At 69.8% G+C, this 22,686-nt stretch carries 27 protein-coding genes; 8 read left to right on the forward strand and 19 right to left on the reverse strand.

The genetic code is table 11. The annotated features are described in order from the left end of the window. Window positions 1-172: 172 nt before the first annotated feature. On the reverse strand, window positions 173-427 hold the full coding sequence (locus MBA17_RS09855; protein ID WP_238496008.1) for a helix-turn-helix domain-containing protein: 255 nt from the start codon (window positions 425-427) through the stop codon (window positions 173-175). Window positions 428-584: 157 nt separating this feature from the next. Between MBA17_RS09855 and MBA17_RS09860 the strand changes: the two genes are divergently transcribed. Further along, window positions 585-1,346, forward strand: a complete 762-nt coding sequence (locus MBA17_RS09860; RefSeq protein ID WP_238496009.1) for a MerR family transcriptional regulator — start codon at window positions 585-587, stop codon at window positions 1,344-1,346. A gap of 106 nt (window positions 1,347-1,452) precedes the next feature. Continuing rightward, a complete protein-coding gene (locus tag MBA17_RS09865) occupies window positions 1,453-1,764 on the forward strand; it encodes a DUF3817 domain-containing protein (RefSeq protein WP_238496010.1) in 312 nt (103 codons plus the stop codon). Between the two features lie 21 nt (window positions 1,765-1,785). Here the strand turns inward: MBA17_RS09865 and MBA17_RS09870 are convergent, their stop codons facing one another. The 3 genes from MBA17_RS09870 to MBA17_RS09880 form a co-directional block, all read right to left on the reverse strand. Further along, window positions 1,786-2,823 (reverse strand): DUF4037 domain-containing protein, encoded by a 1,038-nt coding sequence (locus MBA17_RS09870; protein WP_238496011.1) that lies wholly within the window; start codon window positions 2,821-2,823, stop codon window positions 1,786-1,788. A gap of 77 nt (window positions 2,824-2,900) precedes the next feature. After that, window positions 2,901-4,340: an adenylosuccinate lyase gene (gene purB, locus MBA17_RS09875; RefSeq protein WP_238496013.1), complete on the reverse strand. Its 1,440-nt coding sequence runs from the start codon at window positions 4,338-4,340 to the stop codon at window positions 2,901-2,903. 54 nt (window positions 4,341-4,394) lie between these two features. Then, window positions 4,395-7,658 carry an efflux RND transporter permease subunit gene (locus MBA17_RS09880; RefSeq protein WP_455432728.1) on the reverse strand — a complete coding sequence of 1,088 codons (3,264 nt, stop codon included), beginning with the start codon at window positions 7,656-7,658 and terminating at the stop codon, window positions 4,395-4,397. A 115-nt stretch (window positions 7,659-7,773) separates the two neighbouring features. Here MBA17_RS09880 and MBA17_RS09885 point away from each other — a divergent pair, with 115 nt between their 5' ends. The 3 genes from MBA17_RS09885 (at window position 7,774) to MBA17_RS09895 (ending at window position 10,304) form a co-directional block, all read left to right on the forward strand. Continuing rightward, the gene (locus MBA17_RS09885; RefSeq protein ID WP_238496015.1) at window positions 7,774-8,259 is read left to right on the forward strand and encodes a MarR family winged helix-turn-helix transcriptional regulator; all 486 of its coding nucleotides are present in this window, start codon (window positions 7,774-7,776) and stop codon (window positions 8,257-8,259) included. A 13-nt stretch (window positions 8,260-8,272) separates the two neighbouring features. After that, window positions 8,273-9,046, forward strand: a complete 774-nt coding sequence (locus tag MBA17_RS09890; protein WP_238496016.1) for an SDR family NAD(P)-dependent oxidoreductase — start codon at window positions 8,273-8,275, stop codon at window positions 9,044-9,046. A gap of 70 nt (window positions 9,047-9,116) precedes the next feature. Next, complete coding sequence (locus tag MBA17_RS09895) at window positions 9,117-10,304, forward strand: MFS transporter (protein ID WP_238496017.1); 1,188 nt, start codon at window positions 9,117-9,119, stop codon at window positions 10,302-10,304. A 459-nt stretch (window positions 10,305-10,763) separates the two neighbouring features. Here MBA17_RS09895 and MBA17_RS09900 read toward each other — a convergent pair whose 3' ends face one another. Beyond that, on the reverse strand, window positions 10,764-11,438 hold the full coding sequence (locus MBA17_RS09900) for an aminoglycoside phosphotransferase family protein (RefSeq protein WP_455432739.1): 675 nt from the start codon (window positions 11,436-11,438) through the stop codon (window positions 10,764-10,766). Window positions 11,439-11,614: 176 nt separating this feature from the next. Between MBA17_RS09900 and MBA17_RS09905 the strand changes: the two genes are divergently transcribed. Next, on the forward strand, window positions 11,615-11,809 hold the full coding sequence (locus MBA17_RS09905; RefSeq protein ID WP_238496018.1) for a hypothetical protein: 195 nt from the start codon (window positions 11,615-11,617) through the stop codon (window positions 11,807-11,809). On the opposite strand, the gene MBA17_RS09910 is transcribed toward MBA17_RS09905, so the two are convergent. The 7 genes from MBA17_RS09910 to MBA17_RS09940 form a co-directional block, all read right to left on the reverse strand. Beyond that, a complete protein-coding gene (locus tag MBA17_RS09910) occupies window positions 11,751-13,400 on the reverse strand; it encodes a Na+/H+ antiporter (protein WP_238496019.1) in 1,650 nt (549 codons plus the stop codon). The two genes, MBA17_RS09905 and MBA17_RS09910, sit on opposite strands and share 59 nt — an antisense overlap. Further along, entirely contained in the window at window positions 13,397-14,065 is a 669-nt protein-coding gene (locus MBA17_RS09915) for an amidohydrolase family protein (protein ID WP_238496020.1), read from the reverse strand. Before MBA17_RS09915 ends, MBA17_RS09910 begins: the two co-directional genes overlap by 4 nt. Next, on the reverse strand, window positions 13,957-14,319 hold the full coding sequence (locus MBA17_RS09920) for an amidohydrolase family protein (protein ID WP_238496021.1): 363 nt from the start codon (window positions 14,317-14,319) through the stop codon (window positions 13,957-13,959). Before MBA17_RS09920 ends, MBA17_RS09915 begins: the two co-directional genes overlap by 109 nt. A 13-nt stretch (window positions 14,320-14,332) precedes the next feature. Beyond that, on the reverse strand, window positions 14,333-14,863 hold the full coding sequence (locus MBA17_RS09925; protein ID WP_238496023.1) for a flavin reductase family protein: 531 nt from the start codon (window positions 14,861-14,863) through the stop codon (window positions 14,333-14,335). Between the two features lie 100 nt (window positions 14,864-14,963). Then, on the reverse strand, window positions 14,964-15,737 hold the full coding sequence (locus MBA17_RS09930) for an SDR family oxidoreductase (protein ID WP_238496024.1): 774 nt from the start codon (window positions 15,735-15,737) through the stop codon (window positions 14,964-14,966). A gap of 51 nt (window positions 15,738-15,788) precedes the next feature. Further along, window positions 15,789-16,694 (reverse strand): SDR family NAD(P)-dependent oxidoreductase, encoded by a 906-nt coding sequence (locus tag MBA17_RS09935; RefSeq protein ID WP_238496025.1) that lies wholly within the window; start codon window positions 16,692-16,694, stop codon window positions 15,789-15,791. After that, a complete protein-coding gene (locus tag MBA17_RS09940) occupies window positions 16,649-17,488 on the reverse strand; it encodes an SDR family NAD(P)-dependent oxidoreductase (protein ID WP_238496026.1) in 840 nt (279 codons plus the stop codon). Before MBA17_RS09940 ends, MBA17_RS09935 begins: the two co-directional genes overlap by 46 nt. A gap of 351 nt (window positions 17,489-17,839) precedes the next feature. On the opposite strand from MBA17_RS09940, the gene MBA17_RS09945 reads away from it, so the two are divergent. Further along, window positions 17,840-18,145 carry a hypothetical protein gene (locus MBA17_RS09945; RefSeq protein ID WP_238496027.1) on the forward strand — a complete coding sequence of 102 codons (306 nt, stop codon included), beginning with the start codon at window positions 17,840-17,842 and terminating at the stop codon, window positions 18,143-18,145. Between the two features lie 160 nt (window positions 18,146-18,305). Here the strand turns inward: MBA17_RS09945 and MBA17_RS09950 are convergent, their stop codons facing one another. Genes MBA17_RS09950 through MBA17_RS09965 form a run of 4 tightly spaced genes read right to left on the reverse strand, consistent with a single transcriptional unit; the run spans window position 18,306 to window position 20,213 of the window. After that, entirely contained in the window at window positions 18,306-19,178 is an 873-nt protein-coding gene (locus MBA17_RS09950) for a helix-turn-helix transcriptional regulator (protein ID WP_238496028.1), read from the reverse strand. Continuing rightward, on the reverse strand, window positions 19,175-19,780 hold the full coding sequence (locus tag MBA17_RS09955) for a zinc-binding dehydrogenase (RefSeq protein ID WP_238496029.1): 606 nt from the start codon (window positions 19,778-19,780) through the stop codon (window positions 19,175-19,177). The genes MBA17_RS09950 and MBA17_RS09955 overlap by 4 nt, the downstream gene beginning before the upstream one ends. Next, entirely contained in the window at window positions 19,777-20,031 is a 255-nt protein-coding gene (locus MBA17_RS09960) for an MDR/zinc-dependent alcohol dehydrogenase-like family protein (RefSeq protein ID WP_238496030.1), read from the reverse strand. Before MBA17_RS09960 ends, MBA17_RS09955 begins: the two co-directional genes overlap by 4 nt. After that, window positions 20,001-20,213, reverse strand: coding sequence for an MDR/zinc-dependent alcohol dehydrogenase-like family protein (locus MBA17_RS09965; RefSeq protein WP_238496031.1), 213 nt, complete (start codon window positions 20,211-20,213; stop codon window positions 20,001-20,003). The genes MBA17_RS09960 and MBA17_RS09965 overlap by 31 nt, the downstream gene beginning before the upstream one ends. A gap of 244 nt (window positions 20,214-20,457) precedes the next feature. Here MBA17_RS09965 and MBA17_RS09970 point away from each other — a divergent pair, with 244 nt between their 5' ends. After that, window positions 20,458-20,625, forward strand: coding sequence for an MDR/zinc-dependent alcohol dehydrogenase-like family protein (locus MBA17_RS09970; RefSeq protein ID WP_238496032.1), 168 nt, complete (start codon window positions 20,458-20,460; stop codon window positions 20,623-20,625). Between the two features lie 8 nt (window positions 20,626-20,633). Here the strand turns inward: MBA17_RS09970 and MBA17_RS09975 are convergent, their stop codons facing one another. The 3 genes from MBA17_RS09975 to MBA17_RS09985 all read right to left on the reverse strand — a co-directional run bounded on the left by MBA17_RS09975 (window position 20,634) and on the right by MBA17_RS09985 (window position 22,413). Continuing rightward, window positions 20,634-21,452: a helix-turn-helix domain-containing protein gene (locus MBA17_RS09975; RefSeq protein ID WP_238496033.1), complete on the reverse strand. Its 819-nt coding sequence runs from the start codon at window positions 21,450-21,452 to the stop codon at window positions 20,634-20,636. A 91-nt stretch (window positions 21,453-21,543) separates the two neighbouring features. Then, window positions 21,544-21,849, reverse strand: a complete 306-nt coding sequence (locus MBA17_RS09980) for a LuxR C-terminal-related transcriptional regulator (RefSeq protein WP_238496035.1) — start codon at window positions 21,847-21,849, stop codon at window positions 21,544-21,546. A gap of 126 nt (window positions 21,850-21,975) precedes the next feature. Next, on the reverse strand, window positions 21,976-22,413 hold the full coding sequence (locus MBA17_RS09985; RefSeq protein ID WP_238496037.1) for a DUF6294 family protein: 438 nt from the start codon (window positions 22,411-22,413) through the stop codon (window positions 21,976-21,978). Window positions 22,414-22,686: the final 273 nt, after the last annotated feature.

A 22,686-nucleotide genomic window follows, 5' to 3' on the forward strand; every position in this document is an offset into this window, starting at 1 on the left:
GACGCGCCGTGCTACGAGCGGGTGCGCGTCCTAGCGGGCCAGGGCCCGGGGGGCGCGAGGCCGCTTGACCTGGGCCACCCCGAAGGCGGCGCAATACAGTGCGTGGTGGTTCATGAATCCAGGTTACGGCTGGCCGCAACCGGTTTTCGGGGTGCTGTCCGGCGCCTCGCCGTCAGGCGGCGTGCTGTTCGGTGACGAGGGCGGCGAGGTCGTCGAGGGAGATGCCGAGCGCGGTGGCGAGCGCGGCGACGGTGAAGAAGGCGGGCGTGGGAATGCGGCCGGTCTCGATCTTGCGGAGAGTCTCCGGGGAGAGCCCGGCGGCGGCGGCGACCTCGGTCATGCTGCGCTGCCCTCGGGCCTGACGGAGCAGCGTGCCCAGGCGTTCGCCTCTGTCGCGTTCAGGCTGGGTCAGCGGGGTGCGCACCATGCGGCAGAGCCTATCAATCGCCGGTCGGCGGCCGCGGGAGTCCGCCGTGCACCCCGCCGATCCGGGGACGAACGCCCAGCCGTACGAGCCGGGGCGGGAAACCGGTTGAGCCTCACGTAACGTCAGGGCCGATGCTGGGACGCGCAAGGAGGGAAGGATGGGATTCTCGGTCGGGCAGGTGTCGCGGATGGCGGGCGTCACGGTGCGGACACTGCACCACTACGACGAGATCGGCCTGCTCACCCCCGGTGATCGGACCCGCGCCGGCTACCGCCGCTACAGCGCGGCCGACGTGGAACGGCTGCAGCACGTGCTGTTCTACCGGGAACTCGGCTTCGCCCTCGATGAGATCGCCGCCATCCTCGCCGATCCCGGCGCGGACCGGATGTCGCACCTACGGCGGCAACACGCGTTGCTGTCCGGCCGCGCCGACCGGCTGCTGGCGATGGTGGCGGCGGTGGAGACCGCGATGGAGGCACACATGACGGGGATCGAACTGACGGCGCAGGAACGGCTGGAGGTGTTCGGCGGCTTCCGGCCGGAAGACCACGAGCAGGAGGCGGCCGAACGCTGGGGCGGAACCGAGGCGTACGCCCAGTCGCAGCGGCGGATGGCGAAGATGACCAAGGACGACTGGGAGCGGTTCAAACAAGAGGCGGCCCAGACCGTCGAAGGCTTCACCGCCGCCTTCACCGCCGGGGAGCCCGCCGACGGGCAGCGGGCGATGGACCTGGCGGAGGAGCACCGCGCGCACATCACCCGCTGGTGTTACGACTGCACCTACGAGATCCACCGCGGCCTCGGCGACATGTACGTCGCCGACCCGCGGTTCTCGGGGAACTACGAGCCGCACGCGGAGGGCCTGACCCCCTACATCCGCGACGCGATCCACGCGAACGCGGCCCGGGCCGGCGAGTGACACGGCGGCGGCGGGACCGGCCGTGGCACCCCCTAAGGTGGTGCCTGTCCCCCCGCCGCCGTCCCGGCCCGCCCTCTCGGAAGGTTGTCCCACCGTGCTGCCCTCGATGCTGCGTCTGTTCCGTGCCCTGGCCATCGCCGAGGCGTGCTCGTGGGCGGGCCTGCTCGTGGGCATGTTCTTCAAGTACGTGCTCGTCGGCGACGACCTCGGCGTGAAGATCTTCGGACCGGTGCACGGGGCCCTGTTCGTCGCCTACGCGGTGGCGGTGCTCGCCGCCGCCCGCCAGGTGGGATGGAGCACGGGGACGGTGATCCTGGGGCTGGCGTGCGCGGTGCCGCCGTTCACCACGGTGTGGTTCGAACGACGGATGATCAGCCGCTTCCACGCCGCGCGCACCCCCGAACCCGCCACCGCCTGACCCTGCGGCCCCCGGCAGGATTCAGGACAGGCCGAGCACGGCACCCACCGCGGCCCGGCAACGCGCCGGATCGGTGAGCAGATCGGTGTTGTCACTGAACTGGTCGGCACAGCCGATCGGCGGCAACCCCCGCAACACCGGATCGGAGATGCCGCCGGTCAGCGCGTCACTGAACCGCTGCGCGTCGATCACCATGAACGGCCGCTCGTGGAACGGCCGCACCCCCGTCTCCAGCGGCTCGGTGAGACCCAGCCGGTTGTGCAGCGCCGCGACACGTTCGTACACCCGCGACAGGTGCTGCTCACGAACCCGCCACCCCGACGCGGACACCGCAAGCGACAAGCTCTCCCCCAGCTCGGCGGCCCCGGTCAGGCGCGCGAACGCCGTACCGGCCCATTTCGCGTACGGCGGGTAGCGGCGGCGCATCAGCAACACGAGCCGGACCAGCTCCCGGGCCAGCCGAGCCGACAGCAACGCCGACCCGAGATCGTCACCGACCTCCCCGCACCGGCCCGGAAACGCCTCCTCCTGCGCGACACGCCGCCACTGACAGGCCAGCACATACCGCCACACATCTGTCGGATACCAGCGAAGCTCACGCCTCGCCGATTCAAGAAGCCCCAACCCGTCATGGAACACCTCCCCGCCGGTGACCTCGGCGAGACGCTGCCACGGAGCCGCGAGCCAGTCGAGCGTCGAAACACCACCCGCCGGATCGAACCCGAGACGGTCGGTGAACCAGTCCGAGACCCGCTCGACACGCACGCCGTGCCGTACCGGATGGACATCGGACCCGAACACCGTCGGATAACCGTTGAACGTAGGCGGCAACCGCTCGGCGACGGCCCGCTCCGCCCGCCGCGCCACACCGTCACCGACGAACAACACGACACGTGGCCCCCAGTCGTGATCGGTGGAACGTTCGGTGTCGCAGGCGAGGACCTCCGAACCGGGGCCGATGAGCGCCGCGCTGTGCGGCACACCGGACAGCGCAGGGCTCACGACCTGAAGGTAGAAGTCACGCGACAACTGCAGGCCAGGGACGAAACCGGACATCATCCGTCAACTGTGCCCCGCGCCGCCCCGCCCCGCACCAGGTTTTCCGCCACGCCGCTACGACCTGCGATTTCACCCGATCACAAGATGGCCCCCGGCCGGTACGCGGCAGCGCCGGGATGACGCGACGTGACCCGCCCGACAGCCTCCACCACCTGCCCCACCTGGGCGGCCGCGGCCCCGGTGAACGACACCCGATCCGCCAGCAGCGCGTCCAGCTCGGCACGCCCCAGCGGGAACCGCTCATCATCGGCCAGCCGCCGCACCAGCTCGTTACCCGAACCGGTGGCACGCATCGCCAGCGCCGACGCCACCGCATGCTCCTTGATCAGCTCATGCGCCGTCTCACGCCCCACACCGGCCCGGACGGCGCCCATCAACATCTTGGTGGTCGCGAGGAACGGCAGATAACGATCCAGCTCAGCGGCGATCACCGCCGGGAACGCACCGAACTCCGCCAGCACCGTCAGCATCGTCTCCACCAGCCCGTCGAAGGCGAAGAACGCGTCCGGCAGCGCGACCCTGCGCACCACCGAGCACGACACGTCACCCTCGTTCCACTGATCACCGGCCAGCTCACCGGTCATCGACGCGTACCCACGAAGCACGACGGTCAGCCCGTTCACCCGCTCACAGGAACGGGTGTTCATCTTGTGCGGCATCGCCGAGGAACCCACCTGCCCCTCCTTGAACCCCTCCGTCACGAGTTCGTGCCCGGCCATCAACCGGATCGTCTTGGCGAGACTGGACGGCGCGGCGGCGAGCTGAACCAGAGCGGTGACCACCTCGTAGTCGAGAGAACGCGGATACACCTGCCCGACACTCGTCAGCCGCCGGGTGAACCCGAGATGGCCGGCGACCCGGTCCTCCAGCTCACCCAGCTTCGCCCCCTCACCACCGAGCAGGTCGAGCATGTCCTGCGCCGTCCCCACCGGGCCCTTGATGCCCCGCAGCGGATACCGGCCGATCAGATCCTCCAACCGGCCGAACGCGACCAGAAGCTCCTCCGCCGCCGACGCGAACCTCTTACCCAGCGTGGTGGCCTGCGCGGCGACATTGTGCGAACGGCCGGCGAGAACCGTGGGCGAATGCTCGGCCGCGAGCGACGCCAAGGCCGCGAGCAGCGCCACACACCGGTCCCGCACCAGCAGCAGGCTGTCACGGACCTGCAACTGCTCGACGTTCTCCGTCAGATCACGCGAAGTCATCCCCTTGTGCACATGCTCGTGCCCGGCCAGCGCGTTGAACTCCTCGATACGGGCCTTCACATCGTGGCGGGACACCCGCTCCCGCTCCGCGATCGACGCCAGATCGACCTGCTCGACGACCTTCTCGTAGTCGGCCACCACACCAGGCGGAATCTCGACCCCACCGGCCTTCAGATCGGCCTGGGCGCGCAACACCGCCAGCCACAGACGCCGCTCGGCGATGACCTTGTACTGCGGGGACCACAGGCGCGCCAGCTCCGGAGAGGCGTAGCGGGCGGCCAGGACGTTGGGGATACGCGGCTTGTCACTCACGTTCCCGCAGTGTATCGGGCGCCCGGCGACGATTCGCCAGGCGCCCGGTACGACCTACTTGCTGGGCGTGAGCGCCTGCTCCTGATAGACCGTCAGCTCCGGCTCATGGCGGCCCTTCGGCTTACGGCGCAGCCGCTCCTTCGTACGCTCCACCATCGTGTACAAGGTGGGGACCAGCACCAGCGTCAGCAACGTGGACGAGATCAGCCCGCCGATCACCACGATGGCCAGCGGCTGGGCGATGAACCCGCCGGAGCCGGTGAGACCGAGCGCCATCGGCACCAGCGCGCAGATCGTCGCGACCGCCGTCATCAGAATGGGACGCAACCGCCGCCGGCCCCCCTCCAGCACCGCCTCGACGACGTCCATCCCCTGCGCCCGATACTGGTTGATCAGATCGATCAACACGATCGCGTTGGTCACCACGATGCCGATCAGCATCAGCATGCCGATCATCGCCGGAATGCCCAGCGGCGTACCCGTCGCCAGCAGCAGCCCGATCGCGCCGGTCGCGGCCAGCGGCACCGACACCATCAGAATCAGCGGCTGCATGAAACTCCGGAACGCCGCCACCATGATCATGAACACGATGGCGATGGCCGCCAGCATGGCCACACCGAGATCGGCGAACGCCTCCTCCTGATCCGCGCTCACCCCGCCGATCGCGTACGTCGCACCCGCCGGAAGCGTCAGCCCGTCAAGCTTCGTGGTCAGCGCCGTGGTGACCGCCCCCAGATCGCTCGCCGTCGCCTTCCCCGACACGGTCGCACTGCGCTCGCCGTCGATCCGCGTCACCTGAGTCGGACCGTCGACCTCCTTGACCTGCGCCACGTCGGACAACTCGATCAGCCCGCCCGCCGTCGGCAGCTTCAGCCGCCTGACCTCCTTGACGTCCTCCGGCGCATCCGAACCACGCAACACCAGATCACCGGCGCGGCCGTCCAGAGTGACCTGACCGAGCGGAGCCCCGCGGAACGCCTGAGCGACGACCTGACCGATCGCCGCCTCCGTCAGACCCCGCGCCGCCGCCTCCTCACGATCCACGGTCACCTGGATACGCGGCGCGCTCGCCTCCAGATTGGAGGACACCTCGCTGAGCCCCGGCACCTGCGCCATAGCCGCACGCACCGTCTCACTCGCCGAGACCAGCGTCTTGTTGTCGGGACCCTGCACGATCACCTGAACCTGGTCGGAGGCGAACCCGCCGCCCTGCCCGCCGACCGTGACCTCACCGATGCCCGACAAAGCGGCCAGCTCATTACGGAGACGACCCTCCAACTCGGCGACATCGACCTCCTCGCCGGCGGTGACGGAGTACGACGCGCCGTCCCCTCCGCCGCCGCCACCGGTGGCACCGCCGAAGAAGCCGCCGCCCGACCCGACGTTCACCTGGTAGGACTCCACACCCTTCAGATCGGCGAGCACCGACTCGACCTTCTTGGCGGCGTCGTCGGTCGTGGCCAGGTCGGTCCCCACCGGCATCTTCTGGTTCAAGCTGATGGTGTTCTGCCCCGCGGCGGACAGGAAGTTGGTCTCCAGCCCACCGGCCAGCCCCAAGGTCCCGGCGAACACCAGGATGCCGATCAGGACCGTGGCGAGCCGGCGACGGGTCGCGAACCGCAGCACCGGCAGATACATCCGCTGCAGCGGGCTCCGCAACTCCTTGGCCTCAGCCGCCTCACGTACGGCCCTGGCCTCCTCGGGCGACAGCAACGGCGCCTTGAGGAACCAGTACGCCAGCACCGGGATCACCGTCAGCGACACCAGCAACGACGCGAGCAGCGCCACCGTCACGGTGATCGCGAACGGCGCGAACAACTCACCGACCATGCCGCCCACCACCGCGATCGGCAGGAACACCGCCACCGTCGTCAACGTGGACGCCGTCACCGCGCCGCTCACCTCCCGGACGGCCGACAAGATCGCCTTACGTTTCGGCTCGCCGTACGCCAGGTGGCGTTTGATGTTCTCCAGCACCACGATCGAGTCGTCCACCACCCGGCCCACCGCGATGGTCAGCGCCCCGAGGGTCAGCATGTTCAGCGAGTAGTCACCGACCCACAAGGCGATCAGCGCGATCACCACCGACAGCGGGATCGACACGGCGGTGACGATGGTCGAACGGACGGACAACAGGAAGATCAGGATGACCAGGACCGCGAAGAGCAACCCGAGAAGCCCCTCGGTGGTCAGATCCTCGATGGACCGCTCGACGTACGGCGCCTGGTCGAAGACGACGGTGATCTCAGACGCGTCCCCCAGGGCACGCACCAGATCCGGGATCTTCCCCCGTACGGCATGCGAGATCGTCACGGCGTTGCCGTCGGGCGTCATCGTCACCGACACGCCCAAGCTGGGCTCGCCGTTGGTACGCGTCAGGGTGGTGGGGTCGGCCAGGCCGCGCTTGATCTCGGCGACGTCACCGAGCTTCACGGGCTTCGGCGCGGCGGGCCGCTGCTGCTGCTGACCCGGCCGGGTGGCCTGCTGCTGCCCTTGCTGCTGGGCCTGGCCCTGACCCGGCTGCTGCTGTCCCTGCTGCTGTCCCTGTTGCTGGGCGGGCGGCTGGGCGGGCGGGGCGGCCGGAGTGAGGTACAGATTCTGCAGGTCCTTGATGGTCTCCACCCGCGCGCCGACCTGAACCGTCAGCGACTTGCCGTCCTGGGTGAGGCTGCCCGCCGGGACAGGCGTGCCGTTCGCACGCAGCACATCGGCGATCGCGGTGGGCGCGAGCCCCAGCAACGCCAGCTTGCCCTGGTCGGGGGTGATGACGACGTTCTCCTCGCGGGTGCCGGTCACCTCCGCCTCGCGCACGCCCTCCACACCCTGCAACTCCGGCACCATGACGCGCCGCAGCCGGTCGGCCATCTCCCGCTCGTCCCCGCCGTCGCCGACGGCCAGCACCAGCACCGGCAGATCGTCGGTGTTACCGGCGATCACCTGCGGATCGACGTTGTCGGGCAACTGCGGGCCGATCCGGCTCACGGACTGCTGCATCTTGCCGATCACCGCGTCGATGTCGGTGCCGTACTCGAACGCCACCTGAATCTGCGCGAGCCCCTCACGGGACGTAGAGGTCGTCTCGGTGACCCCTTCCAGCCCCTGGAAGCTGTCCTCGATCGGCTTGGTCACCTGCTCCTCGACGATCTCGGGAGAGGCACCGGGGAAGGGAGCGACGACGAACGCCCCCGGGAACGACAACGACGGCAGCAACTGCTGCTTCAGCGAGGGGATCGCGAAGGCGCCGAAGGCGCTGAGCACTACCGCGATCATAATCACGAGGCTGCGGTTGGCTAGGCTCAACCTGGCCAGGACGGTCACGGGGGCGGGGCTCCTCAAGGAATGGGCGTATCAGGGTAAATTTTCGCCCCACACTAACACTTCGCGTGTTACGAACATTTAGCCTCCTGATAACCTTCTCAGGAAAGGCCGAGAGGTGAGAGTGATCGACGAACGCGAAGAGCTGATCAGCCGGATCGGCGAGGTACAACGCGAGCTGAGCCGGGTCTTCGTCCACGACCGCTCCCTGCCCCTGCTCGCCTCCAGCCTCACCATGCGCCAACTCAAGGTCGTGGTCATCCTCGCGACCATCGGCTCCGCCGCCGGCCAGGACCTCGCCCACCACCTCGGAGTCGGCCTCGGCACCGTCACCGGCCTCGTCGACCGCCTCATCGCCCACGGCCTCGTCACCCGCAGAGAAGACCCCCACGACCGCCGCGTCCGCCGCGTCGAACTCACCCCGCGCGGCATCGAACTCACCGAGGAGATCTCCAACGCCGGGCTCGACGGCCTACGCCGCGTCCTGGAACGCCTCGACCTCGAAACGCTCCGCATGGCCGAACACGTGACCATCAAACTCGTCGAAGCCGCCCGCGCCATAAACGAAGAGAACGCCGACTGCCGCCACCCAAAGGTGGGATGATAGGTTCGCCGTCGTGTCACGCTACCTCGACGGCATGTTCTCCCTCACCGGCAAGACCGCCCTCGTCACCGGCGGCTCCTCCGGAATCGGCTACGCCATCGCCGAAGCCCTCGGCCGCGCCGGCGCACGCATCATCATCGTCGCCCGCCGCCACCCCGAACTCGCCACCGCCACCGCCGCCCTCCACACCCACGGCGTCGACGCCACCCCCATCAGCGCCGACCTCGGCGACCGCGACGCCCTCACCCGCCTCTGCGAAGAAGCCCCCACCCACTACGGCGACATCGACATCCTCGTCAACGACGCCGCCAACAACATCCGCCGCCCCATGAACGACCTCACCATCCACGACTACGAACAGACCATCGCCGTCAACCTCACCGCCCCCTACCTCCTCGGCCAGCACTTCGGCCCGCGCATGGCCCAACGCGGCTGGGGCCGCATCATCAACATCGGCTCCCAGCAATCCATCAGCGCCTTCGGCGACAGCGGCGCCTACGGCATCGCCAAAGCCGCACTGGCCGGCCTCACCCGCTCCCAAGCCGAAGCCTGGTCACCACACGGAGTCTGCGCCAACACCCTGCTCCCCGGCTTCGTACTCACCCCGCTCACCGCCGCCGCCCAAGCCGTCCCCGGCCGCACCGAGCAACTCGCCGCCCGCTCCATGACCGGCCGCAACGCCCTCCCCGCCGACTACGCCGGAGCCGCCGTCTTCCTCGCCGGCCCCGCCAGCGCCTACCTCACCGGCCAGGCCATCTGCGTCGACGGCGGCTTCTCCGTCCACTGACCCCACCACCAAGTAAGATCCACACGAGTACGGCGACCCCAAACGCGCCAAACCACCCCCCGGGGGCCAAGTGACACCGCACGCCACCCTGCGCCGCGCTCGGATCGCCGTCTGCTTCTTCTTCATCCTCCTCGGCGTCGTCTCCGGCATCTGGGCCGCCCGCATCCCCGCCATCAAGGAAACCCTCCACCTCTCCGACGGCCAGCTCAGCTACGGCCTGCTCGCCCTCGCCGCCGGCCTCGTCACCGGCATGCGCGCCGCAGGCCGCCTCACCGACCGGCTCGGCAGCCCCCGCGTCATGGTCCCCGCCGGAGCCGGCGTCGCCCTCGCCCTCATCGTCCCCGGCTACGCCCCCACCCTCCCCGCACTCATCGCCGCCCTCTTCGTCCTCGGCCTCATCAACGCCTCCCTCGACGTGTCCATGAACTCCCACGGCGTCGAAGTCGAACGCGCCTACCAGCGCCCCCTCATGTCCTCCTTCCACGGCATGTTCAGCATCGGCGGCCTCCTCGGCGCCGGACTCGGCGGCCTCACCGCCTGGCTCGGCATCCCACCCGGGCCCGCGTTCGCCGCCACCGGCATCCCCCTGGCCCTGCTCGCCGTACTCGCCCGGCCCCACCTGCTCCCCCGCACCGCCGCCCCCCACCCCACCACCGGCTCCCGGCGCCGCGCCCCCTGGTCCAGCCGGATCGTCTTCATGGGCGTCGTCGCCTTCGCCGGACTCGTCGGCGAAGGCGCGGCCAACGACTGGACCGCCGTCTACCTGCAGTTCGACCTCGGTGCCTCACCCGGAGCCGCCGCCGCCGGGTTCGCCGTCTTCTCCACCACCATGACCATCGGACGCTTCGCCGGCGACACCCTGGCCACCCGCTACGGGCCGGTCAGACTCGTCCGCTGGTCCGGACTGATCGCCGCCGCCGGACTCGCCGGCGGACTCCTGTCGGAGAACATCGCCCTGGCCACCGCCGGGATCGGCCTGTTCGGACTCGGCCTGGCCACCATCGTCCCCCAGGTCTTCTCCGCCGCCGGCAACCACGACCCGGCCCGCGCCGGAGAAGCGATCGCCCAGGTCGCCATGGTCGGCTATACCGGCCTGGTCCTCGGCCCCGCCATCATCGGCGGCGCCGCCGAACTCACCGGCCTGCCCGCCGCCCTCGCCATCCCCGCCGTCCTCGCTGCCTTCATGGCCGCCTCCGCAGGAGCCCTGCGCCCACCCCGCCAGGACGCCCCTTCCGCACGCCCCGACGACGACCGCTGAATCAGCGCAGTGCTTCGCGCCGGCTACGACGACGACGCCACCGCTGAAGAATCACCACAGGTCAGCGGTAGATTCGCTGGATTCCGCGATTGCCACCGGAACCCCTGCTGACCGTCGGCGATGGTCCTCTTGTAGAGAGTTAGCTTGTTGTGTTCTGGATTTACGGAGTTGATCGTCCAAAATCACCGCCTTTACAAAGTAAATAACATGCTCGACGGGCTTATGACTCGCTCAGCCAGGGCGACACCGCGGCCCGCCCGTCCTGGGTGCGGCGCAACCCCGCTACGCCGTACGAGCAGCTCGCAGCGCTCTACCGGCGGGCGTGCCGGCTGAAATATCGGACACTCCTAGTGTGGTGTCTCGTTATTAGCCGGTGATTGATGCGAGTGCGACCGGCCTTCGTGCAGGGGTCTGTGCGGCATGCCAGAACCGGAAGGGCGACCAGCAGGGAACCCGCAGTTATCCGAGGCGCCGTAGCGCTGTCTCGATGGCGACCTCGACCCGGGAAGTCATGGCGGGCACATCGACGGGACGGCGCCCAGCGACCTGACTACGGATCCACTTCGGCCCGCTATCGTCATAGTGCAGCAGGGCATACAGGTCCCACCACGGATCGAGAGTCACCCCGGCGATCGACTCATAGAGCGACCGAAGCTGCTCCGACCACTCGGGCGAGTAGAGCGCCGCCAAGTATCGCCGACAGTGCCCGACGTCAATCGCGCGCGCCCCCCGATGGATGGAGTTCCAGTCGGTCAGTCCAGTAATCCTCCCGCGCGACCACAGCATGTTGACAGGCAGGAGATCGCAGTGCAGAAAGACGGCAGTGTCCTTTGGCGGCGGCGCCGCCATGACACCAAACGCCGCCTTCCACACAGCCGGCTTCTGTGCGTCGACCGGCACCTGAAACCCGTCTAGAGGAGCGATCCAAGAATCCGTCCAAGGTCTGAACATCTTCGCGGGGAGATCGAGGGAATGCAGCAATACAGCAATCTCCGCGATCCTCGTCATCCACGACCGAGGTTCCGCCGGATTGAGGTGAACATGCCCCTGCAACCGTGTCATCAGCAACGATGGCGCGCCCCCCGTCGAAGCACCAGCAACATCAGTAGCCAGGATGCTCGGAACTGGAGTTATCTTGGGTTCTTAGCCTCTTCTTGCAGGCCAGAGCGTTATGATCTTGTCAGGCACGTAAGGCATGTTGGCTGGCGTTGCAGGCATGTGCTCCGTGGCGATGCCCATGCCTGCGCCGGGACCGGCCGTGTCAGCGCGGCACCGGCCGGGCATCAGAGCGGTCCGCGACCATTACGACCATGAACGGTTCAGTGATTGCGGCCGCGCTGGCCTTCACGAGCGGCGTCACCTGGGTCGCGACGGTGGCCGTTCCCTGGCCGCTGGCGGGCAGCATGGTGGCAGGTGTGCTGCTGGCGACCGGGGTGACAAACGTGCTCACGACGGGTGCGGTCCTGCGTCCCGCTCTGGTGCCGCTGCTGCGGACCCGCGAGTGACGCTGCCGCCGGGCACTCTGGCCGGCGCGGCTTGAGCGCCGTCCTGGTCTTCGCCGAGGCGGAGTTGCTCGGCGTCCAGCCGGGCCTGCAGGAGGCGCAGGACGATGTCGTCGATGTGCCGGCGATCGCGGAGCCGGATCAGGGTGGCGCGCTGCACCTGGAGCAGGGCGAGCCGCAGCCGCCGCTCGTGCTCGGCCGCCTCCGCCTGGCCGTGGCGTTCGGGGTCCGCGAGGTCGCGGGTGAGCGCGTCGGCGATGGCGGCGGGGGTGCCGAGGCGGGCGACCTGCTCGGGTAGTGCGCTCACGGCCGCGCGGGTGATCTCGCGTACGGCCAGGCGCTCCTCCCGGGCCTGGGTGGGGTCGGCGGGCAGGTGGGCCCAGCGGATGAGGGCGGGCAGCGGCGGCCCGAGCAGGACCAGGCTGATCAGGATGACGATGGTGGTGACGAACACGATGGCGTCGCGGTCCTGGACGGGCAGCCCTTGCGCGGTGAGGGCGGGCACGGACAGGGCCGCGGCCAGGGAGATGGCGCCGCGCATGCCGGCCCAGGCGAGCGGCAGCCGGTGCCGGGCCGCGATGCGGCGTACGCGCTGGCTGGGCCGCCGGTCGAGGAGCCGTACCAGGTAGGGGACGGTGTAGAACCACAGCAGCCGCACACCGATGACGACGGCGCTCACCGCCAGGGCGAGCAAAAGCGCCTGCGGCAGCGCAAAGGATGACAGGCCGCGCACCGCGGCCGGGAGCTGCATGCCGACCAGGACGATCAGCGCTCCGTTGAGCAGGAACGTGGTGACCTCCCAGAAGGAGACGGCCTGCAGCCGGGCGGCCGGCGGGATGAGCCGGGGGCCGGCCTGGCTGAGGGCCAGGCCGCAGGTGACGACCGCCAGAACGCCGGAGGCGTGCAGGAGTTCGGCGGGCAGGAAGGCGGCGTAGGGGCTCAGGACGCTCAGGCCGCTGTTGAGCATGGGGTCGCGCCAGCGGCGTCGGATGAGGACGATGACCCCGGCGGCGGCGAGCCCGGCCGCGACGCCGCCCACGTAGGAGACGGTGACGCGCAGCGCGGTGCCGCTCCAGGAGAACGGCACGCCCTCCACGGCCGCTTCGAGCGCGACCGCGAGCAGCACCAGCGCGGTGGCGTCGTTGATCAGGGACTCGGCGCGCAGCATGGTGACGGTGCGGCGGGGCAGGCCACCGGCCACCGCCGCCACGGCCACCGCGTCGGTGGGGCCGAGCACGGCGCCCAGCACGAACGCCAGGGGCCAGGACAGACCGGCCGCGTGGGCCAGGACCGCCACCGCGGCGGTGGTGAGCACGACCAGGCCGGTGGCCTGCAGGGTGATGGAGCGCAGGTTGGCCCGGATCTCGCGCAGCGAGGTCGTCAGGGACTCGTAGTACAGCAGGGCCGGCAGGAAGATGAACAGCACGGCCTCGGGCGGCAGCGGGATGTCGCCGAAGCGGGGCAGCAGCCCGATCAGGACCCCGCCGGCCAGCAGCAGCATGGGCTCGCTGAGTCGGAATCTCCTGGCGAGCCAGGTCAGGGCCAGCACGGCCGTCACCACGACAACCACGATCTCGATGCTTCGGTGGCTCATCGGGGTTTCCTCAATGGGTTGTCACTGGAGGGGCACAAGGCGAATGAGGCGGCCGGGGGCGGCGTCCTCGACGTACCAGACGGTGCCGTCGCCGGCCACGGCGACGTCCCGGATGCGGCTGCCCTGTCCCAGCACTCGGCTTCGCGGGCGCGGCCGACGGCGTGGATGGTGACGCGGACCAGGGACTCGGAGACCAGGCCGGTGGCCTCGGAGGAGGTCAGGCCGAAGACGGCGTCGATGCTGACGCCGATGCCGAGGTCACGGGCGGCGCGGGCGAGGTGCTCGCCGTAGGCGAGGCCGGGGCCGGCGACCTCGCCGGTGGCCAGGGCGGCTAGGCGCAGGGTGAGTAGGGGATTGCCGGCGACGTGGGTGTCGTGCAGGCGGGTCAGGTCTGCGGCCCATTGGCCGTCCCAGTCGCCGAAGTGGGGGCGCATGGAGGCGTGCACGCCGCGGATGCCGGTATCGGCCAGCGCGCGGATGGCGGCGTCGGAGTGGGCGGCGGTGCGGGAGTTGTGGGAGAAGTCGAGCATGGTGGTGATGCCGCTGTCGATGGCGGTCAGCGCGGCCAGGCGGGTGCCGACGTACATGTCCCGCGGCTGGTAGGCGGGGGCGATGCCGGCCAGGGTGGAGGTGACGTACTCGCCGAGGTCGTTGACGTCCGGCATGATGCGGCGCAGTTGCGCCTCCCAGGCGTGGCGGTGGTGTCGACGAAGCCGGGGGCTAGGACGGCGCCGGTGACGTCGATGACCAGCGTGTCGCCGGCGGGCAGGTCCACGCCGACGGCGGCGATCCGGTCGCCTTCGATCAGCAGGTCGGCGCGGGGCAGGACGCCCAGCTCCGGGTCCATGGTGACGACGGCGGCTCCGGTGAGCAGGATGCGGCGGCCGGGGCGGCGCAGCTCGTCCAGGGTGGGGGTCATGGTGTTGTCTCCTTCAGGGCTGGGTGAGGTACTGCCACTTGGTCATGCGGTGGCGCAGGTCGACGGTGGTGGCGTTGGCGGAGAAGGTGCCGTCGCCGCGGTGGTGGAACTCGCCCGCGCCGCGCCGGCCCGGGTCGATCCAGGCCCGCTCGGCGCGCAGGATCCACAGGTGGTGGTCGCCGGCGAGCCGGTCGTCGGCCACCGTGCACTCGAGGTTGGCGAAGCACTCGGCCACAAGCGGCGCGTCCACGGTGGCGGCGGGCACGGGCGTGAAGCCGAAGCGGCGCCACTTGTCGGTGTCGCGGCCGGAGGTGTTGCCGACGTCGACCACCTGCTCGGCCAGGTCGACGGACGGGATCGCCAGCACGCACTGCCCGCTCTCGCGCAGGGTGGCGTGACTGTGGTCCCACGGGCCGACGATGAGGCCGATGAGCGGCGGCTCGTGCGAGACGGGCATGTTGAACCCGTTGGTCATCAGGTTGGCCCGGCGGCCGTCGAAGGTGGACACGAGCAGGACGGGCCCGGGTTCGATGAGCCGGTACACGTGCTCCAGCGGGTAGGGGATGAATCCGGCGGGATCTATGAGGTGCTCCTTGGTCCGGCCCGGCCCGGCTCCTCGTGCGGGAGCCGGGCGGGAGGCGGGGTCAGACGGCCTGCGCGGTGGGCAGGATGGTGATCTCGGTGAGGTTGACGTGGCGGGGCGAGGCGGCGATGAACGCCACCGTCTCGGCCACGTCCGCCGACCGCAGCGGGTCGATCTCGGTGAGCAGCCCCTTCATCAGGGCGCTGGCGTCGGGGTCGGTGACGTGGCTGGGCAGCTCGGTGTCCACCATGCCGGGCTCGATCGTGGCCACCCGGACGTTGTTGGGCCCGAGTTCGACGCGCAGCAGCCGGGTGAGGTGGCTGATGTAGGCCTTGGTGCCGGAGTAGACGGAGAACTTCTCCAGGATCCGGGTCGCCGCGATCGAGGAGGTGGTGATCAGGTCGGCGGGGCGGCCCGCTTCGGCGGCGGCCGTCAGGTGCGGCAGGAAGGCGCCGATGACGTTCATGACGCCGGTGACGTTCAGGTCGATCTGGCGCTGCCAGTCGTCCTGCTTCAGGTCGGTGATCGGCGAGATGAGCTGGACGCCGGCGTTGTTGACGACCAGGTCGGCGGTGCCGAGCCGCTCGGCCACCTCGGCCGCGGCGTCGTTGACGGAATCGCGGCCGGTGACGTCCACGGGTATGGCGATCGCGGTGCCGCCGGCGGCCTGGACGGTGGCGACCAGGTCGTCGAGCCGCTCCTTGCGCCGGGCCATGAAGGCGACCTTGGCGCCGAGTTCGGCCAGGCGCAGGGCGGTGGCGGCGCCGATGCCGCTAGACGCGCCGGTGATCACGGCGACGCGGCTGGCGAGCGGGGTTCCGGTGAGCATGGTCATGACAGAGTCCTCCTGAGGATGAGTGCGATCAGTTCTGTGCGGACGGCGAGGTCACTCATGTCCGCCGCTTGCGGGAAAGTCGGCCGCGCGGGTGGTGGCTTCCCACGCTTCGAACTCCGCGCGGAGGGCCGAGAGCTTGGCCATCGCCGTGTCGTACGCCTCGTTGCCGAGCAACAGGTGCAGCGGCGGCCTGGGTGAGTGCATGGCGGCCACCACGGCGCGGGCCGCACGGTCGGGATCGCGCGCCTGGCAGCCGATCGAGGCGTGGTACGCGCGCCGGGCCGCGTCGGCGGTCGCGTCGTAGTCGTCGATGACGACGGGAGACTCCTGGGAGGAGCCGGCCCATGCGGTGCGGAAGGCGCTGGGCTCAACCAGCATGACCCTGATGCCCAAGGGTTCGACCTCGCGCTGCAGGTTCTCGGAAAGCCCTTCCACGGCGAACTTCGTGGCCGAGTAGTAGCCGACTGCGGTGAACCCGACCAGCCCGCCGATGGAGGTCAGGTTGACGATGAACTCCTTCCCGCGCCGGCGCATGCCGGGCAGGACGGCGCGGATCGTCCGGGAGACGCCGTGGAAGTTGATGTAGAACAGTCGCCGCACGGCGGCTTCCTCGCTCTCCTCGAGGGCGGCGAAGTAGCCGATGCCGGCGTTGTTGACCGGCACGTCGATGCCGCCGAAACGCTCCTCGGCCCGCTCAACGGCGGCGTGCACGCTGCCGGGGTCGGTGACGTCGAGGGGCAGGATGAGGGCGTCGCCGCGCTCGCCCAGATCACTGATCTGGCCGGTGTCCGGGCGGTCACCGCTACGCGGTGACCGGTGTTGAGAAGGTGCTCGGCCAGGCTGCGGCCGAACCCGGTCGAGCAGCCCGTGACGAGCCAGGTGTCGTAGTCCCTGCTCATGTCCTGTCCCGTTCAGGCGGCGTCGTCGTGGGCGGTGGCGGCGGACTTCTCCCGCCACGGGGCCACGTCCTGCTCGATCTGGTCCAGCTTGACCCGCAGCCGCTCCAGGGTGTCCGGGCCCAGGTACAGGTGCGTGGGCAGGCTGTCCTGGCAGGTGACCTCGTAGATCAGGGCCGCGCCCTTGACCGGGTCGCCGAGCTGGGTGTGGTTGGCGGTGCCCGCCCAGTCGAGGGTGACGTGGGCCGGGGTGCCGTCGTAGGCGTCGATCCGGGCGGCGGCGACGGACAGGGAGCTGGCGTCGAGGAAGTCGGTGCGCAGCACGCCCGGCTCGACCACCATCGACTGGATGCCGAACGGCGCCAGTTCCTGCGACAGCGCCTCGCTGATGCCCGCCACCGCGAACTTCGAGGCGGAGTACATGCTCACCCCGGGCTCGCCCTCGAACCCGGACCGCGAGCCGATGTGCACCAGCTTGCCGGAGCCCTGGCGGCGCATCACGGGCAGCACGGCGCGAGTCATGTCGATGAGAGCGAAGACGTTCAGGTCGAACAGGGAGCGCGCCTCGGCGTCGCTGATCTCCTCCAACGCCCCGAGCAGGCCACGGCCGGCGTTGTTGACCAGCACGTCGATCCGGCCGAACCGATCGACGGCGGCCTGCACGGCGGCTGGAATGGCTGCGCTGTCGGTGACGTCCAGGGCGAGGGTGAGCACATTGCCGGCCTTGGCGAGGTCGTCCGGAACCCGGGCCGGGTTGCGGACCGCGATGACGACGTTGTCGCCCTGGGCGAGGGCGGTGCGGGCGATCTCGGCGCCCAGCCCGCGGGATGCTCCGGTGATGAACCAGGTGGCCATGACGGTGTCCTTCGCTTCCGTTCCGATTGACTGACATTTAGGAGTTTGCCCAGGTCAGCCGGGCGGAAGAAGGTCGCGAAATTCCTGGGAGTGTCATACCTAGGAACCGGGCCGTGCGGCGGATCGGCTGCGCACAAGAAGAGGCTGGGGCATGGCCCCGGCCTCTTGCATGGTCGTGTAAGAGATAACTCTTGGGTTCCTTGAGGTCCCTATGGCTTGACTAGTTCCTGGACCTGCACCTTCTGCTTGGGACTCCTGGAGTTTCCGAAGTTGACGAGACTTCAGAGATTCTGAAGGTCTATCGTTCTCCTCGATCGTCTGACATCGCCGATGAAGGCGAGGAGGCGCGAGTTGAGCCTGTCCGTCGTGCGAGACCTCCGTGAGGCGCGTGCCCCGGTCGGCCCTGAAGAGCTGGTTGAGTTCGAGACCGACGTGCTGGCCGGGTTCGTGCTCGCGCGTGCGGCTGCTGGCCTGTCAGACGCCACGATCAGCTCTGAGGTGATCCACATCGAGCAGGTCCGGGCATGGCTCGGCCGACCGTTGTGGTCGATGGAACCGGCCGACGCCGACGCCGAAGAACCTTCAGTTCGCGTGAACTCTGGGCCTTCTCGGCCTCGAACTCCCGAAGCTACGGCCAGGGGCGAAGTAGCAGCTTGACCGCAGGTCGCAGCGGCGTTGCAGGAGGAGTATTTGCTGCACTGATCGTGTTGCCGCATCCGATGGACTCCGTGAGGAGTCCCCGCAGGACCGCCTGGCGACCCTGAAGTGGTACGGCGTCACCGCCATCGATTCACCAGGTGCCGGCCGTGTCGTCGTGTCAGTCGGCTCGTGCTGTCAGTGCCTGATCCGCGTCCTGCATCGCCTTGGACAGCGCGTCGTCGGCGCGGGCGCGCAACCGTTCGAACGCCTGCGCGGTGGGTGAGGCGGGCTCGGCCTGATAGACGACGAGTTGCTGGTGCGGCGCCCCGTTGACGGTGAAGGCCGAGAACAGGATGTGCAGGTCTCCCACGACCGGATGGCGCAGGTGCTTGCCTTCCTGGGTCTTGGGTTTGACGTCGTGGCGGCCCCACAGCTCGGCGAACTCGTCACTGGCGGTTGACAGGTCCGCTACGACCTCGGCGATGCGCGAATTGTCGGGGTCATGGCCGTAGGCGGCGCGGATCTCCGCCACGCATGAGTGCGCCGCCCGTTCCCACTCCTGGTAGAACTCCCGTCCGGCCGGGTCGGCGAACACCATGCGGGCCAGGTTGTCGGGCGGGTGGAAGCCCTCGTGCAGGGCGGCGGCCATGGGGTTGCAGGCCAGGATGTCCAGCGCGGGGCCATGTGCGAAGGCGGGCGAGGTGGACCAGCCGTCCATGAGCTGCAGCAGTTGCGGGTTGACGGTGGTGTCCCGCGCGCGCCGCCAGGTGCGCGACTCCGGTGGCTGGACCAGCCGCCACAGGTGCTCGGTGGCGGCCTCGTCCAGGCGCAGGGCCCGCGCCACCGCGTCGACGACCTGCGGGGAGGGGCTGGACTCGCGGCCCTGTTCCAGTCGCACGTAGTAGTCGCTGCTCATGCCGGCCAGCATCGCCACCTCTTCACGGCGCAGGCCTTTGACCCGGCGGCGGCCGTACTCAGGCAGGCCGATGTCCTGCGGCTTGAGAGCTCCACGGCGGGCGCGCAGGAAGTCGCCCAGCGGGGTCCCGGTCATGCCGTCTCCTCGGCCGGGCTCTCGATCGGCGCGGCCTGCATGACCATGGCGAGCGGGCTCGTGCGGGCTGTCATGTCCGTCCTTTCAACGTGCGGAACCGTCAGAAGGTGATGGTCACCTTTCCCTGGCTGTGCTCGCGTGGCCAAGTCGATGAGCGCCTGGCGGGCGTCGGCGAAGTCGTAGGTGGCGCCGATCACGATCCGCAGGGCGCCCCGTGCCGCCTGCTCGGCGAGCGCGTCCAGCCGTCCCGGCACGGGCGCGGTGCCAGCGTAGATGGCCTGCACGCCGCGGGCGAAGCTGGACGGGCCGCCGAGCGGGGACACCAGCCGGCCACCCGTTCGTGCTGCGTCGGCGCTGCGTTCGAGTCGGGGCCCGGCGTTGGCGAGGTCGATCACGACGTCGGCGCCGTCCTGGACCAGGTTCAGCAGTTGAGGCGCGACCTCCGCCGCGGTGTGGTCGATCACCGCGTCGGCGCCGAGGCCGCGCAGGAGAGCGAACTGCGTGGCGCGGCCGGTGGCGATGACGCGCGCTCCGGCCTGCGTGGCCAGTTGCACGGCGTAGAAGCCGAGGCCGCCGGCGGCGCCGACGATGAGAACGGTCATGCCCGGGCCGAGCACGGCAGCCTCGATGAGAGAACGATGGCTGTCAGCGCGCCCGTCGGCAGCGCCGCCGCCCGCTGCGGGTCGAGGCCGTCGGGCCGTCGCGCGCTGGCGGGCCCGGAGTCGACGATGACGTATTCGGCCAGCGCGCCGGAGCGGACGCCGTTCCAGACCAGGACGGGCTCGCCGACCGCGAACCGCGTGGCCCCCTCGCCCACCCGGGTCACCACGCCCGTGATGTCGACGCCCGGCACGAACGGGTGCGCGACCGGGTGGCTCCACGCATCGCGCCCGTGACCAGCTTGACGTCGATCGTGTTCAGCCCCGCGGCCTCGGCGCGGATGAGCACCTGTCCCGGCCCTGGCACGGGAACGGGCACATCGGCGTAGGACAGCTCCTTCACAGGCCCGTACGCGCGGGAGACCAGCGCCCTCACCTGCTGCTCCTGTCCATCGCCGTCACCGCTACAGCCTCTCTGACCAGGGACGATGTCGGCATCGGCGAGAATTACTCATATAGACATGAACGCCGCATTCGTTGAATAACTTCCGCCGAGGCGGGCGGCGAGCGCACCCTGCCATCCTCATCTCCCGATCCACCCCTGTTGGGAGGCCCCCATGTCCGGTGATGTCCGCGGCCTCACGCCCCGATGGCGACGCCCGGCAAAAGGACCCTTTGTGATGAACGGAGACGTGCGCGTGCCCCGAGCAGTCAGATTCAGCCGCTACGGCGGCCCAGAGGTGCTGGAGGTCGTCCACGTGCCCCGGCCGTCGCCGGGCCCGGGCCAGGTGCTGGTCCGGGTGAACGTCGCCCCCGTCAACCCTGGCGGCCCGCGGGGAGACGTCTGAGGTCCCCATCAGGTGGCCAGCGTGCCCAGCAGGGCTAGGGCTTGGGCCGAGGGCGAGTCCGGCTCGGCCGGGTGGGCGATGAGCCGCAGGCCGGGCCGGCTGGCGATGGGGAAGATCTCGGTGCGCAGGTGCAGGTCGCCGACGTCGGGGTGATGGAAGCGGGTACCGGGCGTGAGCGTGCCGCGCGGCTCGGGGGCCGCCCACAACAGGCAGAAGTCGTGGCTGGCGATGGCCAGCTCGCCGACGAGTTCACGCAGCTGGTGCTGGTCCGGGGTCTGACGGGCCGCTCGCCGCAGGTCGTGGACGGCTGCCCGTGCGGTGCTGGTCCAGTCGCGGAAGAACTGCCGTCCTGCCGGGTCGAGGAAGATCATGCGCAGCAGGTTGTCGTCGAGGACGAAGCGGTTGTGCAGCACGTTCGCCAGCGGGTTGCGGACCAGCACGTCGCCGGACCAGCCCAGGATGAAGGCCGGGGCCACCGTCCAGTCGTTGAGCAGGGCCAGTACCTCGGGTGCGACGCGCTCGACGCGGCCGGGCCGGCGGCGGGCGGCGGTGGGCCGGGCCAGCCGATACAGCTCCACCAGGGCGTGCTCGTCCAGGCGCAGCGCCTGGGCCAGGCTTTCCACGGTCTGGCGGGTGGGGTGCTCGCGCCCCTGTTCGAGCCTGGCGTAGTAGCCGACGCTGAGGCCGGCCAGGTGGGCGACCTCGTCGCGGCGCAGCCCGGGAACCTGCCGGCGGTCGTCCGCGGGCAGCCCGGCATGCTCGGGCCGCACGAGCGCGCGGCGCTCTCGCAGAAACCTCCCCAGCGAGTCGTTGCGATCACTGTCCATGACATCTGAGGTTAGGCAACGGCTGGACCGGCTGCCTGGGTGCATCACTCCCATGTTGAACGACCCAGGTTGACCGGCGCGGCCGCGCCGGTCAGGTGCCGAGGTCGAGCTCCCGCAGCTGGCGGCGGGAGCCGATGCCGAGTTTGCGGTAGATGTTGCGCAGGTGGTTGTCGATTGTGCGCGGGCTGAGGAACAGGTCGGCGGCCACTTCGCGGGAGGTTCTGCCGGTGGCCACGAGTCGGGCGATATGGGCCTCCTGCGAGGTCAGGGCGTCCAGAGGGGAGCTGGCGGAGCTGACCGGCCGATCCCCGAGGTCGCGTAGCACCCGGGCGGCGCGGGTGGCGAACGCGGCGGCGCCCATGCGGTCGAACATGCGATGGGCCTCACGCAGGCTCACGCGTGCCTGCGCCCGCGCGCCGGAACGGGAGAGCAGAACGTCCCGCCCTCCGGCCGGAGGGCGGGACGTTCTGCTCCTTGGTGAAGCCGCGGGTCAGCACCGGCATGAGGCGTGCCGGTTGCCGGCTCAGCAGTGCTTGCTCAGCGACATGCGCTTGATGAGCGGGTACTTGGCGGCGTCGAATCGGCCGGAGGCGAACCACCGGTATCGCTGGGTACGGCTGGGCAGGTTCTTGACGAACTTGGCCCGGTCCGCGGGGTCCTGGATGTTGGCGTTGGTCAGTGAGCCGAGCACGGCGCCGTTGGCGTCCTTGACTCGCGCCCACATCAGCCAGGCGTCGTTGTTGCCGCCGCTGGTGACCGTGGCGTCGAACGTCGCCGTGCCGTCCGGGTACAGGGTCCATCGCGCGCCTTCGAACATCGTGCAGTCGCCCGTCGTCATCGTCTTCCAGGTGAAGGTCTTGGAGGCGAGCGCGTGGGCCGTCCCGGCAGCCGGGAGTGACAGCCCCGCGGTGAGGGCCACCGCGGCCAGGGCCGCGGCCACGAGCGTGTGGATTCTACGCATGAGACTTTCCTTTTCTTCTAAGGGGATTTTTGGACATAAGTCACCCCGCGCGGTGTGCGCGGAAGTGCGTAGAGCCGTAGACAGATACAGCCGGGTCACCGGATGGCACCGAACCCCTGTGGCTCGTAGTCGTCGTCGCCCGTCCTGGCCAGGGTGAACGCGGCGGCGGCGAAGCCGAGGGCGGTCAGTCCCCAGGCGGCGCCGTCCAGGAACTTGGGGGCTTCACTCCGCTGGTAAAGGAGGAAGGGTGCTGTGTGGTCATGGCGTTAACGA

It is taken from the genome of Dolomitihabitans soli (assembly GCF_022213955.1).
GTDB lineage: Bacteria > Actinomycetota > Actinomycetes > Streptosporangiales > Streptosporangiaceae > Streptosporangium_A > Streptosporangium_A soli.